The sequence below is a fragment of the Flavobacterium sp. LM4 genome (genome assembly GCF_002017935.1).
Lineage (GTDB): Bacteria > Bacteroidota > Bacteroidia > Flavobacteriales > Flavobacteriaceae > Flavobacterium > Flavobacterium chungangense.
In genome coordinates, this window is the sequence record NZ_MUFW01000001.1 from 1,224,840 (window position 1) to 1,241,060 (window position 16,221).

The 16,221-nt window shown below is 34.0% G+C and carries 8 protein-coding genes and 1 pseudogene; 2 read left to right on the top strand and 7 right to left on the bottom strand.

Annotation, left to right across the window (positions count from 1 at the left end):
* Positions 1-64: 64 nt before the first annotated feature.
* From BXU10_RS05585 to BXU10_RS05615, 7 genes are all read right to left on the bottom strand, one after another.
* Positions 65-2,881, bottom strand: coding sequence for a pitrilysin family protein (locus BXU10_RS05585; RefSeq protein ID WP_078226475.1), 2,817 nt, complete (start codon positions 2,879-2,881; stop codon positions 65-67).
* 257 nt (positions 2,882-3,138) lie between these two features.
* A complete protein-coding gene (locus BXU10_RS05590) occupies positions 3,139-5,733 on the bottom strand; it encodes a S9 family peptidase (RefSeq protein ID WP_078226476.1) in 2,595 nt (864 codons plus the stop codon).
* Positions 5,734-5,754: 21 nt separating this feature from the next.
* Positions 5,755-7,734 carry a TlpA disulfide reductase family protein gene (locus tag BXU10_RS05595; RefSeq protein WP_078226477.1) on the bottom strand — a complete coding sequence of 660 codons (1,980 nt, stop codon included), beginning with the start codon at positions 7,732-7,734 and terminating at the stop codon, positions 5,755-5,757.
* Between the two features lie 12 nt (positions 7,735-7,746).
* A complete protein-coding gene (locus BXU10_RS05600) occupies positions 7,747-9,105 on the bottom strand; it encodes a RagB/SusD family nutrient uptake outer membrane protein (protein ID WP_078226478.1) in 1,359 nt (452 codons plus the stop codon).
* Between the two features lie 17 nt (positions 9,106-9,122).
* Positions 9,123-12,692, bottom strand: coding sequence for a SusC/RagA family TonB-linked outer membrane protein (locus BXU10_RS05605; RefSeq protein WP_078226479.1), 3,570 nt, complete (start codon positions 12,690-12,692; stop codon positions 9,123-9,125).
* A gap of 159 nt (positions 12,693-12,851) precedes the next feature.
* Complete coding sequence (locus BXU10_RS05610; protein WP_078226480.1) at positions 12,852-13,904, bottom strand: FecR family protein; 1,053 nt, start codon at positions 13,902-13,904, stop codon at positions 12,852-12,854.
* Between the two features lie 86 nt (positions 13,905-13,990).
* Positions 13,991-14,533, bottom strand: a complete 543-nt coding sequence (locus BXU10_RS05615) for an RNA polymerase sigma factor (protein ID WP_078226481.1) — start codon at positions 14,531-14,533, stop codon at positions 13,991-13,993.
* A gap of 460 nt (positions 14,534-14,993) precedes the next feature.
* Between BXU10_RS05615 and BXU10_RS25170 the strand changes: the two are divergent.
* Positions 14,994-15,151: pseudogene (locus BXU10_RS25170) on the top strand (short-chain dehydrogenase/reductase); the annotation flags it as partial.
* A 257-nt stretch (positions 15,152-15,408) separates the two neighbouring features.
* On the top strand, positions 15,409-15,999 hold the full coding sequence (locus BXU10_RS05620; RefSeq protein ID WP_078226482.1) for an RNA polymerase sigma factor: 591 nt from the start codon (positions 15,409-15,411) through the stop codon (positions 15,997-15,999).
* Positions 16,000-16,221 lie beyond the last annotated feature (222 nt).

Sequence of the window (16,221 nt, forward strand, 5' to 3'; positions counted from 1 at the left end):
TTTCTTTAGAGACTATTAAAATTAAAGTAAAGAATTGCCGTTCTGAATGAATAACTGATGCATGTTATTTGTTAGCAGACTGTTCAGTTTTGGGCTGCATGACAACTTCTACTTTGTTTGCTTTTGGCAGTACTTCGCCAGCATATTTTTTCATATCCTGTGACGATATGCTTTTAATAATTTTGACATAATCATCACTGCTGACAAATTTATCACCAAATTGGACCTGACCTGTAATAGTACTCATCCAATAAGAATTGGATTTAATATTCTGCTGATTGCTTTTGATCAAATCTTCTTTGATATCGGATAAATCTTTTACGTTAGCATCAATTTTTGTAATAGCATCCAATTCATTATACACGATTTGCAATAGTTTACTGTCCTTTTCAGGATTACAGTCGAAACTTACACGTAATGAAAAAACCGGAGTCGGATCTTTAGATAGCGAACTCTGCGTTTGTACGCCATAACTTCCTCCTTCAGCTTCCCTGATTTTTTCTAAATAGCGTTTGTTTAGCAATTGCGATAATACATAAGCCATAATCTGATTTTTATCTGAATAGGTTACGTTTTTATTCTCATAATGCACATAAATACTTGCTTTAGGAACACTCATTTCACGTACCAGTTTTTCTTTGGCTGTTCCTGCTTTCATACCAATTTTATGATCTGTAAATTTTTCGTGAGTGTGGTTTCCGGATAAATTTCCAATATATTTATTTATAACCTCCAGGTCTGTCTGCGCAATATTTCCAACAAAAACAAATGTAAAGTCTGAGGCATTTGAGATGCGTTCCTGATAGATTTTGGATGCCGTATCAAAGTTTAATTCCCCAAGGTTTTCTTTACTCAAAAGAAACGTTCTCGCACTGTGATTACTGTCCAGCATTGCTATAGTATCACCAAACAGTTTGTTATTATTTTCGTTTACATTCTCAAGCGCATTGCTGTAATAATCTATAATTCTTTTATACGCCTGCTGTTCAAATCTTGGCTTTTTAAAGTATAAGTAGGTCAATTGTAATAGTGTTTCGAAATCTTTTTGCACAGCGCTTCCACTAAATCCTTCGTAATGTTCAGCGATATAGGGGCTTATTTTTACCGTTTTTCCGGCAAGTTGTTTTTGAAGGTCTGTTACCTTAAAATCTCCTAAACCTGAATTTTTAGCTAAAACCGTTGCAATTTGCGCAGAGGGCAAATCTTTTTCTGAAAGTAAAGAACTCCCGCCTGGGCTAAAAGCGGAGAACAGAATCTGATCTTGCGCTAAAGTTGTTGGGTAAAGAATCACTTTTGCCCCGTTTTCTAAAATGTATCCCTTGGCTTCTTTTATGCCTTTAATGTCAAATTTCTTTGCAATAGACTTAGCAGTAAGTTTATCACTAACCAAAGCAACATTATTTAGAGTTTCGGTGTAAGGCGCTAACTTTTCTGCTTTTACATTTTTAATAACCGTGATATAATCTGTTTCTGATGGATATTTTACATTTTCTTTTTCAGGTCCGGAAACAGTTAAAATTTGATTTTTTTCTGTTGGAAGCTCCCGAAAAACTTTGTTTACCTGTTTAACATCAAGTTTTGACAAAGTCGCTTTTACCACTTCAAATTCATCTTCCATACTCATTACCGGCGAAGCTTCTAAAAAGTACCCCTGCAATTGCGAAGCCCAGTTTTCGTTACCAATTTTATCTTTGTTTTTTAACTGATTTTCATAACCGGAACGCAAATTTTCTTTTACGCGGTCTAATTCTTCTTTTGTAAATCCGTTTTGAATGGCGCGCTCATATTCTGTATACGCTTGTTGAAAGGCTTCTAATAATCTTCCGTTTTTGGGGTTTACCGTTAAAGTGAAAAAAGAAGTCAATCTTGTTAAACTGGAATGGCTTACACCTGCAGACAACAACGCCGTTTCATTGTTTACCGTATATTCTCTAAAACGATTGTTCATCATTTGCAAAGCCAGGTTTTCGGCAATATTATTTTCAAAAGCGGCTAAATCCTGAACAACGGGTTTTGTCTTTTTAAAATTAAGCGAAATTGAGGTTTTCTGTGCTTCTTTATCAATGGCAAGTTTGTATAAAAGAACATCATTGTCAGGAATACTTTCGTAAGTACGTTCTGCCGGATTAGACGGTTTTGGTATCGAACCCATAATGGCTTTTACCTGCTGTTCCATTTTTAACGGATCAATATCTCCCACAATAATTATCGCCTGATGGTTGGGCAGATACCATTTTTTATAATAATCCCGTAATTGTTTGTATTTGAAATTATCAATCAGGTCCATATTCCCTAAAACATCTCTTTTTGAATATTTTGAACCGTTGTAAATGACCGGTTCCAGCTGAGAACCGATTCTTAAATCGGCATTTCGTCTGGTGCGCCACTCTTCGTGAATTACACCTCTTTCGGCATCGATTTCAGCATCTTTTAAAGATAAATAACCCGACCAGTCGTGTAAAACGTATAAACAGGAATCTAATAAAACAGGATTTTTTACCGGTACATTGCTGAGGTTGTACACCGTTTCGTCGTGTGCGGTATAAGCGTTAATATCACGTCCAAAAGTGACACCATGTTTTGCCAGCATATCAATAATGCCTTTTCCTTTAAAATGCTCGGTTCCGTTAAAAGCCATGTGTTCCAGAAAATGTGCCAGCCCGTTTTGATTGTCGTCTTCTAAAATTGCACCGACATTCTGAACAAAATAAAAATCGGCACGTTCTTTTGGCCATTCGTTATGCAGGATAAAATATTGCATCCCGTTGTTTAAAGTGCCATGAACTACATCTTTCCGCAACGGAATCGTAGTTTTAAATTGTGCCGATACCTGGGCTAAACCCAGTATCATAAAATGCACTAAAAATATCTTTGTTTTCATGTTGATAGTTTTGTTTTTTTTGATTGATTTTTTTGAAAATGGTATAAGAAGTTACTGCTGTTTATTATAAGGTTTCTTATGAAGCCTTATAATAACAGTTTTAAAAATTGTTGAATTAAACAGATGAAACGGATTTACCTTGCGAAAAGACGGATTAATACGAATTTTTAATATATTTTAATCTTTGTTTATCAGTGTTTTAGCAATAGTGAATCAGTAAAATCAGCGTCTAATCCGATACTGTTTTACTAGCTATATTACATCCAGTCTGGTCGGTTTTCGCCTTTTAAGTAATAATCAAAATACTGCTGCATTTTGCCGGTCCAGTCTTTTTTGTTTGCTGCATCGTCTAAAGTGTGTCCTTCTTTTTTGTAGTTCACCAGCCATCCTGGTTTTCCTAAACGGCGAAGTGCAAAAAACAAAGATTGTCCTTCCTGATAAGGCACTGCACGGTCATTATCATTATGAAAGATCAAAGCCGGTGTTTTAATGTTTTTTACTGAGAACAAAGGCGAATTTTTAATATACCCATCTAAATTATCATACAAAGAACTTCCCATTCTATATTGATCTGCTTCGTATTTAAACATGGTCGAAATACCGTTTGATCTCATAACAGGATAATTGGCCGTAAAATTACTCACGCCGGAACCTATAATGGCACAGCTAAAAAGATCTGTTTTTGTAATTAAAAATGAAGTTTCGTAACCTCCAAAACTATGTCCCTGAATACCAATTTTCCCTTTTTCGGTAATTCCGTTAGAAATTAAATATTCTACACCGCTGACAACATCATTGTAGACACTGTTTCCCGGATTTCCATATTGGTAATACACATCTGGCTGGAAAACGATATAGCCTCTGCTGAGATAGGTTGGAATATTGATATTGGAAGTACTGAATTCCGGTGATTGATAGGCATTAAGTTCTTCGGTATGTTTTTCGTAAAAATGAACAATAACAGGGTACGTTTTTTTAGGATCATAATTCTCGGGAAGATATAAATTTCCCTGGTTTTCTTTTCCGTTAAAAGTAGTCCAGGTTATTAATTTTGAAGTTCCCCAGGCATATTCTTTTTGTTGCGGATTTACGTCTGTAATTTTTTGCTGTGAACCAAAACTTGCTGTTGCCCACCATAAATTCGGAAATAGGGCGTAACTTTCTTTTACAAATAATACACTTGAATTATCTCCCGAAACAGATTCAATTTCCGTATTATAATTCACATCTGCAGCTACTTTTGTAACGGTATTATTGGCAAATTTATAGACTCCTTTTGACTTATGCAGCTCATCAAAACCTATTAAAAAGAATGTTTTTTTCTGGTCTAAATCACCTATAAAACCACTTTCACTATAGCGCAGTTCTATGTTATTTTTTCTTCCAAAACCTTTTGTTAAAGAATAGGGTGCTTTTTGGTTTAACAAATCTATGGCCCAAAGATCAAACTGGTCGTATATTACTAATGTGTTTCCGTTGTTTAACCAGCCGGCAATTCCAAATGCTGTGTTTGCAGATTTCATATCTACATTATCATCAGAAACCGGAAACGGAACCTGTGCACTGCAATTTTTAAACTGTAGGGATGCAGGATCAAAAATGGTCCATGCTTTTTGATTTTCATCATAAAAAACGGCAAAACTTCCCTGTGGATTCCAGGATGGGTTTCCAAAAACTCCAGTTAGTATTTTTGTTTTTTCGCCTGTTGAAGCGTCTATCCAGTAAATATCATTACGCTCGTTAAAAGTCCAGTCTACTTCGACTGTATACGGCTTTTTGTCATTAGCAAAAACACCTTTAAAATTACCCGATTCAGGTGCCATCACCTGGTCAAATTCGCCAGATGAAGCTGTTTTTATGACTTTTTTATTTTTAATATCATACAGGAATTTTGGTTCGCCAGGCAGTGTTTTAGAACCTCTAAGCAATTCTTGTCTGCGCTCCATTGCACCCTGATTCGTTTTCCAGATTTCAACTCCTGATTTCGGAATTTGAGTGTTTTCTGGACGTTTGTTTGAATTTACCTGAAGCTCTATAAAATTGCTGTTTTCGTTTAATCCATAAGCTGTTTTTGAGATAGAATATCCGGAATCGTTTAACGTAATATCATTATAATTGAATAATTCCTTAACAGAATTGTTCTTCAAATTGAAATAATAAACCAGGTTAAAATCGGTATTGTTGGTGTCTTTCAGTGTAAAAGTTCCGCCATCTTCATTAGCATTCAATTGAAAATCGCCAAAATCAGCAGCTTTTCCTGTATAAACGGTTTGTTGTTTACCTCCGGGTGCTCCTTGTTTTAAAAATACTTTATCGTTCTCTATCTGCACATATACGATTGATTTGTTTTTCAAAAATCGAAACGATTTCATGTTATTTACAAAAGTACTGTCGTTGCTTTCTAAATTGTAACATACAAGACGCTGCAGAAAAAACTGCCCTTTTTGAGTTTCAGGACGTGTGTAATACAAAAGATCGGTTCCGTCAAGAGCGTTGGTGTAATGTTTGCTTTTCCACAGTTTTTTAATTCCTGATTTTAAGTTATGCAAAATTATACTGTCATTCGAATGGTACTGAATCCAGTCTTTTTTCCCAATGAATTTTAAATCACTGATAGTATTCATTACGAAACGTTTTCCTTTAGGTGCTTCCTGAATAATAATTTGTTTTGGACTTTCTTTTTGCTCATCCTGAAAAACAGTGCTGTACGACATCCATTTTCCGTTATAGGACAACGATTTGCTGTTTATCCTTTTCCATTGATCGTAAGCCGTTTCGCCAACCACTTTTTTCTGTGCAGATAAACTATGTACACTCAAAGCGAGTGTACATAGTAAAACTATTTTTTTCATATTGTTTGATTTCAAGGGGAATTATTCTTTTTTCAACGTATTGATAACGTTTGTCAGTTCATCGATAAGCTGCCCCGGATTTCCAGAATATCCTTCTGATGTAAAACGAATCTGGCCATTTTTGATTACCACTTTTCTGGGAATACCGCTTGATTTAAATATCGCTGCATAATTGGAGAAAGATTCGTTATTGGTTCCGCCTCCTTTTTTAACTAAATCAAAATAAGTATCCAGTTTTAAGCCTTTTGATTTTAAATACGCCAAAGCTTCTTTTTTATAGCCTTCTTTGGTTTCCTGAGTGCTTATAAAATAAATCTCAACTTGTTTATCTTGTTTAAAGTTGTTGACCAATTGCTGCATTGCCGGAAATGCCTGTTTGCAAGGCCCGCACCATGTTGCCCAAAAATCGATTACAATAATTTTTCCGCTGTCTAAAGCGAGTTGTTTTGTTTTTCCGTCTGCCGTCTGCACTTTAATTGCGGGTGCAGGAACCGGATTCATCAGCGTGATGTTTTCGTCTGAATTGCTTTCTTTTTTCAGCTGCTCTAAATACCCCGAAAAATCAGCTTCTTTTTTTCCGTCTTTTAAATAGGCTTCTTTTAATTTAGCCGTTGCTCCTTCCGATAAAGTATTCGCTCTTGCAGCATTTTTTAAAACCTCAATTATGGGTTTGTTTAATGCCTCTAAAGCTCTTACGTGAATGTCGTTGATACTTGCTTTTTCATAACGTTTTTGAAATGGCAGCAATTCAAAAGTTTCTAAAACTTCTTTATACTTTTTCAAAATATCGTACATACGAATCTGAATTACTAATTCATTCTCAAGCTGTGTTTTTGCATTCTCTGTTGCCTGATTTGGTGACCAGTAAATTCCCTGCATATACGACAAATCATTTACTTTTTCCTGCATTAGCCTGATCATTGGCACGGCCATAGTTTCTACAATCGCAGGCTCAACAGATTTAGTATACAGCACTTTAGAAATATTCTGATGATAACAGTCGTTTATTGAGGCAAAATTCATTGTTGGAATTAACTTTAAAACGGATTGATAATCTTTTGTTTCAAAATAATAACCAAACAACATTTTAGAAATGTTATTATACAGGTAATTCTGTGATTCAGGTACGGTTGGATTGTTCGGAAAATCTTCTAAAAACTGAAGTGCAGCTTTATTTCTTTCAGCTGCATCAGCAATTGGAGTAATTTTTTGAAAAGCTTTAAAACGCATGAAAGCACCTTTTGGAAATTGTTTTTGAATTACGGTTTCAAGCGAATCTCCTTTTGCTTTATCCTTAAGATCGTATAAATATAAATCATGAACTTTTACAAAAACCTCTTCTGGAAGACCATTCATTTTTTTAGTAAAATCGCCTAAGAACCGGTGTCCTAATTCATCAAATTTTTCCGGTTTCTGAACTTTTAATACCTTAATGTAGGTATCAATAAATTTCGGAAAGTTTTGCCCCTGATCACCCACTTCTTTTTTCAGCCAATATTCTGTTGCATCTCCTCCGATGGTAAAATCTTTAAAATAATTGCTAAACTGACTGTTGAAATCTTTGTTTCTAAAAGTCGCCCAGGCCAGATCTGCTCCGGGCATTTTTACTTTTGGTTCTTTAAACACAACCAGAAGATAGCCTGTATCTTGCCCGGTATCTGTTACCACGCCGTTGTCTGTATTGCCGTAAAATTTGAAGGCCATAAAAGCGCAGTTTTTAGGAACTGTATATTCTACATTCCATACAGCACCGTTTCTTTTCAATTTCAGGTCTTCTATTTCCCATCTGTAATCATTAAAAACATAGGTATAACCATTGATTTCTTTTACATTTTCCAGCGGTCCGCCTTTTGCATTATAGGTCATATTTAAAGTTGATCCCGGAATGGGGATATCTGGCATTCCGGTTAATCTCAACGTTGTTTCCTGACTTGTAACCTGTAGGGTAAAGGCACAAAAAGCCAATACCAGTAATTTGATATTTGATATTTTTTTGAACATTTTTCGTGTTTTTTATTTACCCAGTTCCGGGTTTAAATCGATGTAATTTTGGTTAATCGGGAATACATATCCATCACTATTAGGTTCAAGAGTATAAGTAACAGTTTTAAAAACTCGAGTGTATGTTTTTCTGAAAGCCGGATCAAGGTTCAATCTTCGCTGATCAAACCAACGGAACCCGCGGCCAATGAATTCTTTTTGTCTTTCTGTCAAAGCTAAATCTAATGCTTCTTTGGGTGTTGTTGCAGAAACCTCATAAGCTGTAGCAGCTTTGTATCGCTTAGCTCTTAAAATATTCAGATTATCTACTGCTTTTTGTGTCTGCCCTAATCTGGCATAACATTCAGCAGCAATTAGATACATTTCAGGAACCGATACGCCTACATTTATTCCGTTAGTAAAGCTGTAAGTAGCAATTCCAAATCCTCTTCCTGTATAAGTAGGATAAATACCTATATTACCAGCAATTGTATAATAATCATAACGTAAGTCATTGCTTGAAAAACTATTTAATAAATCATTTGACAAAGGAGCTCTGTTGTAAGACGTTAATAATGTTTTTGAAAATATAACCTCCGGATTCTGAATCAAAACAGGATAACTATATCCAGAAGCAAATGTTTTTAAATCGATTAAACCATTTTGCATTGCTAAAGCTTTTTCTGCATTATCAAGACTCAGCTGGTAAGAACCCATATACAGATAAGTTCTGGCCAATAAAGCATACACAGCTCTTTTTGAGGGGAGTACATTGAACTCCGGCGTATCCTGAATATCATTGGCCAGAGCACTTTTTAGATCTGAAATAATCTGATCATAAACCTGCCCAACAGTGCTTCTGTCCAAAGAAGAAAACAATTCCGGTTTTAACAATAACGGAACTGCTTTTTCAGCATTATCTGAAGCCGGATCAAATTGTGGACCGTATGTATTTACCAATTGTAAATAAGCAAATGCTCTGTGTACAAAAGCCTCAGCATAGATTTCTTTTTTCTCTGATTCTAATCCGTCCTGGCTGCTCATTACTCCGTCTAAAATAACATTACTGTAATAAATAGCCTTATACAAGCCATTCCAGTCTGCATCACTCTGAGAAGGATCATATATTCTTTCCTGCCAGGTATAGCTGTTTCCCCAAATGGTAGTAACACCATTTTGATAAGTTGTAGGAAATTCTACATCTGCGTTGGCAAGAAGATAAATTCCGCCTGAAGAAGTTATATCGTTATAGCTGTTAGCCAGACCTCTGTAATCAGAAGTATATTTTAAAACTCTGTTGTTTCCAACCGGTTCTACTTCGACATAATCTCTACAAGAGTTTAATAAAAGTACTGGCAGGAAAATATATAGTGTGAATTTTAGTAATTTCATAAATCTGTTTTTTAAAATTAAAAGCTACAATTAAATTGTAAAGAATAATTACGTTGCGGAGCCAGTGTGTTATAGTTATTATTTGATAAATACTGAGGATCAATACCCTCATCATTTTTAACCCATAATAGCCCTAAATTTCTTGCAGCAAAATTGAAACTCAATGATTTTATAAAAGTTTTTTGTAACCATTCCGCAGGCACATTATAGCCCAATGAAATTTGCTGTAATCGAATATTATCAGCGGGAAGTACATTGATGTCTGCGTTTTGAAAACGATTTAAACTGTTAAAACTAATATTGCTTAATCCAGGAACATTTGTAAGCACTTCGTCTCCGGCTTGTCTCCAGCGATCGGCAATCAATTCGTCTTTTGCAACTGCACCATATTGTACGCCTGCATAAGTAGGATAATTTTGCAACACGGTATTTCTAAATACATGTCCTGCGTAGTATGTTATCTGAACACCAAGTCTGAAATTCTTATACGAGAAATCATTCATAAATCCGCCAAAATAAGGTGCAATAGTTCTTCCCATATATTTAAGGTCGTCTTTATTAATCATTGAAATTCCCTGAGTTGAATTTATGATTGTACCATCTTTTTTATAAACCGTAGACTGACCATTAGCATCTAAACCTGCCCATTTGTAAGCATAAAGATACCCTATTGGATTACCCTTCGTTGTTACTCCAGACAAATATTGATTTGTAGTTGTAGCTATAAAACGGGAGTCTGTTACTTCATTTGTGTTATAGGCAAAAGTGAAACCACTATTCCATTTGAAGCCTGAGTTTATGATAACTCCTGAAATATTTAAATCAATACCATGCCCTTTAAGTGAAGCTGTGTTGTAATTTAAATTCGACCAGCCCGATGTTGGATTAAAAGGCAAACTCGTTAATATATCATTGGTTTTTTTATAATACAAATCAGCACTTCCGCGAAGGCGGTTATTGAAAACGGCATAATCCAAACCAAAATTAATTGTCTGTGTTGTTTCCCATTTAATCTCAGAATTTTCCGGTAATGAAATAGAAGCAGTTGGTAATTGTGTGTTAAAATCAACAGATCCAACAGAAATTATAGCATTTTTACTTCCAAAACCACTAGGAGGAGTACTTCCTGCTTTTCCATAAGTAACTCTGGCAGATAAATTGTTTAACCAGCTTACTTCTTTTAAGAAAAATTCTTTATTGATATCCCATTTACCTCCAACAGACCATAATGGTAATGCTCTGTTTTTTCTGGAAGCTCCCAGTAAATTAAAGTCATCAAAACGTACACTTCCTGATATATGATATCTGCTCATAAAATCGTAAGATCCTAAGCCGTAATAAGACAAGTAACGTTCTCTATATTTATTGATGCTGTTATCAGAAGTTCCAATAATATTTTGCCAGCCATAAATAGTGGTATAATAAGTCGTAGGATTTACGGAAGTTGATGAGTTAGTATCCATATTATAGCCATAATACCTTTGGCTTGATCCTTCTCTGCGCTCTTCTCTAACTTCTGAACCTGCTAAAAAGTGCAGGGCATTATTCTCATTAAAGTTCTTATTGATATTCATCTGCATACGCATACTTTGCGAGGCATTTGAAGTAGTTGTTGTGTACAAATAAGATCCTACAGGTACGCCATAGACTAATTTTCCTGCTGTACTTACAGAAGTTGCCTCATTAATCATGTTTCTTGCATAGTAACTGTCTAATTCACTCAATGACTTTGTTTTGTTTCCAATGGTAGTGTACATCCCTGAAGCTTCAAAATTCAACCAGCTGTTTACTGTCGCCGTTAAACTGGCATTCAACCTTATGTTTGCCCCTTTTGTTACTACATTAGAATAATTTAATTCATCCAGATAATTATAAGTCCACGGCAAATATCCTTTTGCTTCAAATCCTTTTGCAACTTCAGGTCTAAAAATAATATAACGATCTATACCATCTCCGTTTTCATCAGCAATCATATCATACGGGCGCAGCGCAAAATTGGATACGTTTGATAATGCTTCATTGGCAGTGGTATTGGTTTGAAATTTTGAAGAAACGTAGTTTATCCCAGTATTTAATTTTAAAAAGCTTTTAAGCTGAAAAGAATTATTGAGCGTTATGCTGTACGATTGAGACTCGTTACCTCTCATCGCTGCTTCATCTTTATTATATCCTAAAGACAAATAATAAGTACTTTTATCACTTCCACCAGAAACAGATAAATCGTATAGTCTGGTGGATGAATTTCTTAATAAATATTTATTAATCTGACCCAGATTGTCGTTTTGTCCCAATTGATTTAATAAACGGTCTCTTTCTGAAATAGAAATAGTTCCTCTTTTTTGCTGAAACATGATTTCCTGTGCAGCACTCGGGTTTTTGGCCTGCCAATCGCTTATATTATCAACCACAAACCCACCATTAACCAAATCTTTTTCATAATCAATATATTGGGCTGTGTTCATGACACGCAATTTTCCCAAATCCATTTTTTCACCTATTGTAGTGGTGGCATTAAAATTGATTATTGGATCACCTTTCTTTCCTTTTTTGGTGACCACTACAATTACTCCATCGGCTGCACGAGATCCCCAGATAGCAGCAGCAGCGGCATCTTTTAAAACCGTAATACTCTCTACATCTTCCGGATTAAGGTAGCTTAAAATAGAAGCTCCTGAAACACCTCTTCTGCTAAAGCTAAAATCATCCTGAGACTGCGGAAAACCATCAATAACAATTAAGGGTTTGCCACTACCGAGATAACTGTTTGTCCCTCTTACCGAAATAGTACCTGTTCTTGGATCAACTTTTACGCCTGCCATTTTTCCCTCGATTCTTTGGTTAAGATCTACAGTAGGAACATCGGCAAGTTCTTTTGCACTCATAACTTCAAATGAACCCGTTACTCTTTCTTTAGGGATATCAGTATATCCGTTTGATGCAACAACCACTATATCTTTTAATAATTCGACCTGAAGTTCTAAAACTACATTTATCTCTTTTTTATTATTTACAGCAATTGTTTTGGTCTTATAACCTAAGTAAGAAAATTTAAGTGAATCTGTAGCAATTACTTCAATTCTATAGTCTCCTTTTTCCCGGGTAATATCCCAAATTTGTGTACCTACCAATGAAACATTTACACCTATTAATTTATTTCCTTTTTTATCGGTTACCGTTCCTTTGAGTTCATAAGGCTCCAGTTCAACTAACGAAGTTTTGGGCTTACTTTTTTTTATAACTATCTGTTTGTCAATGATACTGTATGTTAATCCTGTATTCGATAAAGCAGTGTTTAAGATTTGCTCTACTGTACCGTATTGATTTATATTTACCTTTTTAGTTGAAGACATTAAATCATCATTGTAAAAAAACACAAAATCGCTCTTTTGCTGAATAGTGGTAAAAAGCGTTTGCAATGAAGCACCTTGTACTTTCACAGAGATTTCATTTTGTGCTTTGACACCATTGGCATAAATAGTGGTTAATCCTAAATACAGAACTAAAATGGATACTCTCATAAATAAAATAAAAGTAAGGTTGATGATTTTTTTAGGCAATAGAAAGCCTATATCATGATTATTATTCATAATTTTGTTTTAGTTATTTAATAATTGCATTTGCAATTAAAGTTGACATAGCCAAGAGATGTTCCAGCATCTTTTGGTTTTTTTTTGACTGGTTATATTCCTTTTATTCTTGAGTTTTATTTTACATCATAGGCATCAATAATTTATAGTCATTAGTATTTAGTTAATAGTTATCTCTCTGGTTTTGGCATCATATACGAAATCAAAACCTGTGGTAGCTTCTAATGTTTTTACCACTTTATCTAAATCATCATTAAGTTTAAAAGCACCTGAATAGGTTTCTTTCGGGCTTATCTCTTTATTCATCACAAAATCTACGTTGTAATAGCGTGTTAATTTATCAAGCACCGCAGGCAGTTTTTCTTTAGAGAACTCATAGTATCCTTTTCTCCATGAAAACAACTGCTCAACATATTGTACTTTTGTTTTGATTGTCTGGCTTTTTTTATCCAAAGCAGCAATCATTCCCGGATTAAGAACTGCCTGAAGCGTATCGCTGCTTAAGAGCCCTTTTTTAGCATAAGCAACCTGAACTTTTCCGCGCAATAAAGCTGTCGAAACTTTTGAATCTTTAGTGTAACAGCTTACATTAAATAAGGTTCCCAATACGCGAACGCTGTAATTATTGGCTGCCCTTACAAAAAACGGTTTTGCCGCATTATGTGCTACATCAAAAATTCCTTCTCCTTCCAGAAAAACTTCTCTGTTTGCAGCATCAAAAGCCGTTGGGTAAATTAATTTAGAACCGGAATTAAGCCAAACCTGTGTCCCGTCTGCCAGACTTAGTTGAGCTCGTTTTCCGTACGGAACCATTACCGTGTTATACTGAGGTTCCAGTGTTTTTTTTTGATTAATCTGCTTATTATTTACCTTAATTTTATTTCCCGATGCATCATAAGCAATTGTAGTACTATCACCAACACTAACAGCTTCCTGATTTGATAATATCAATTTGACCTCATTGCTTTTCTCAAAAGAACTATTTATTTCTGTGGTATTTGCAAATTGCTCTATTGGACTCATTACTTTTTGTTGCTGTTTAAAAACAACTGTAATTCCAAGGCATATACAAAATACCGCCGCTACACTCCAGGACAGCGTACGAAGTCTTTTTCTTTTGATGCGTTGTTTTTCAAAAGCAATGCTTTCTGCAATTCTTGCTTTTAAATTTGCCTGATCTTCTTGTGGTAAAATTTTGAAATTTGGGTACAAAATATTTTTCTTTTAAATTCTATACAGCTATAAGAATCAAAAGGGAAAAACATAGACAAAAAAAATAATGTTTTTTTGAAGTTTTTTTAAAGTTTACTCCGAAGTTTTGTTAAAGATCTGTATATTAATGTTCTACAAGATTCAAGAGTGATTTCTAAACTAGAGGAAATTTCCTCATAAGACAAATCTTCGCTAAACCGAAGATGCAATGCATATCGCTGTTTTTTGGTGAGTGAAGATAAAGCAACTGCCAGAGTAGCGTGTTTGTTTAAAGTAGTTTCATTAAAGATAAGTTCATCTTCTGTAGATTCTGTTTTATAAGTACCTTCAGCCACAATATCAAGCCTTACGATTTTGGTCTGTGATTTTAGCTTTTTGAAAATATCATTTTGAAGAGATTTAAACAAATAGGATTTAATTGCAACGTCTGCTGCAATAGTATTTCGGTAACGATGAAGATCAACAAAAATATCATGTATGGAATCCTGCACTAATGCATCATCATTAGTGTATTGCATTCCAAATGAAAAAAGCATATTGATGTACCGATCATATAATTCATGATAAGCGTTAACATCTCCTTTTTTAATTTGGCTCCAAAGATCAATATCTCTCTTTTCATTACCCATTGAAGATTTTCACGCTTTAAGAGTTGTTTTGTGTACAAAACTAAAGAATTTCAAAAATTTCCAATTAATTTTTCATAATTATTTCAATCAGGATAAAAAATTATCAAAACCTGAAAAAAATATAATTGTTTTGATTTTTTAATAAATATAGGCTTCAATAATTTTCTTTTATCAAATACTACAACCATTAAACTTACAAAAAAAGAAAAAAAGAAAATGAGGTGTTTTTCTATCATATAATCTTAATACTACAAAGAGATTATCGATAAAATTTAAAAAATCCTTTTTTGTCTAAACCAGACTGAATTTTAATATAAAATCCTGCTATTTTAATCCTTAATACAGTTAGTTTACACTTTTCTGTAAAATGTTTATTTTAGCTAATTAATTGTTCAAAACGGCTAAAAGCAGCTTCTTGTTTCAACCCATCTTTGTATTATAATTTTAAACAATTAAAAAAATGCAAAAGATAATTTTTATTACAGGAGCTTCATCTGGTTTAGGAAAATCAGCAGCAAAATTATTTCAGAGTAAAGAGGGCATGTAATTGCCACAATGCGAAATCCTGAAAAAGAAACACAATTAACTTTATTGAATAACGTAACAGTAATTTTGCTTTAAGTTACTGATTTTGAACAAATTAATGTTAAAGTAATTGTTTTTTGATACTTGTACCGTCTAACTACTAAAATTCATATCTTTTAATATTTATAGTATTACATTTTATACATTGATAAATCGCTTGCTGTTTTTATAGAAAACACGAAAATATTCCTATAAAAAAATAGCAAAATGATATTTTTTTACTTTTTTTTTACTCAAAAGATACAATTATTTAAAAAATTAATAATATTGCCATTCAAAACAAATTATAAATGATGTCACCAAATTCCAGTTTGGATCAAAAGAGACTTCTTCTTGAGTTATCTCAGGGAAGTGAACTGGCATTTACACAACTATATAACCAGTATAAACATATTGTTTACGGTACTGCTTTAAAAATCACCAAATCACCAATTCAGGCTGAAGAAGTAGTTCAGGAAGTGTTTTTAAAAATCTGGCAAAATCAGGATAATTTAGCTGATATAGTCAATTTTGAAAATTATCTTTTTATTATTTCCCGCAATCATATTTTTGATATGATCAAAAAAATAGCACGGGAAACCTCTTTGCCGGTTGAACTTAATTATAAAAATACAACTTCAGAAGATACAGATACTGCTATAAAAGACGATCAGTACAATATTATCCTGAATCAGATCGTAGAACAGCTTCCTCCTCAACAGCAAAAAATCTATAAAATGGCTAAATTGGAAGGTTTAAGCCATCAAAAAATTGGTGAAGATCTGGGGATTTCTACAGAAACGGTAAAAAAGCACATGGCGCAGGCCTTAAAATTTGTACGTCTCAAAATTTCTCCTTACATTAATATCTTCATGACATTCATTGTGTTTTTTAAGGCTTAAATCTTAAAAAGCATTTCTTTTTGAGTCATCCCGGATTTTTTTTTGCATTTTTTTTACATTTTTTTAACTTTCGACTACTCCCTCCTCATTTTTGAATCGTCTTTATAATAAAGATCATTATTTAATTGGTAATTGCCCCCAAAAAGATTGATCTTTTAAATAAATTTTAAACTGTCCCAGGTTTACCATTTACGACCTATTATTAACTTATTTAATTACAAA

Coding starts and splice junctions, on each gene's coding strand:
- BXU10_RS05585 (WP_078226475.1), bottom strand. CDS start 2,881: ATGAAAACAAAGATATTTTTAGTGCATTTTATGATACTGGGTTTAGCC.
- BXU10_RS05590 (WP_078226476.1), bottom strand. CDS start 5,733: ATGAAAAAAATAGTTTTACTATGTACACTCGCTTTGAGTGTACATAGT.
- BXU10_RS05595 (WP_078226477.1), bottom strand. CDS start 7,734: ATGTTCAAAAAAATATCAAATATCAAATTACTGGTATTGGCTTTTTGT.
- BXU10_RS05600 (WP_078226478.1), bottom strand. CDS start 9,105: ATGAAATTACTAAAATTCACACTATATATTTTCCTGCCAGTACTTTTA.
- BXU10_RS05605 (WP_078226479.1), bottom strand. CDS start 12,692: ATGAATAATAATCATGATATAGGCTTTCTATTGCCTAAAAAAATCATC.
- BXU10_RS05615 (WP_078226481.1), bottom strand. CDS start 14,533: ATGGGTAATGAAAAGAGAGATATTGATCTTTGGAGCCAAATTAAAAAA.
- BXU10_RS05620 (WP_078226482.1), top strand. CDS start 15,409: ATGATGTCACCAAATTCCAGTTTGGATCAAAAGAGACTTCTTCTTGAG.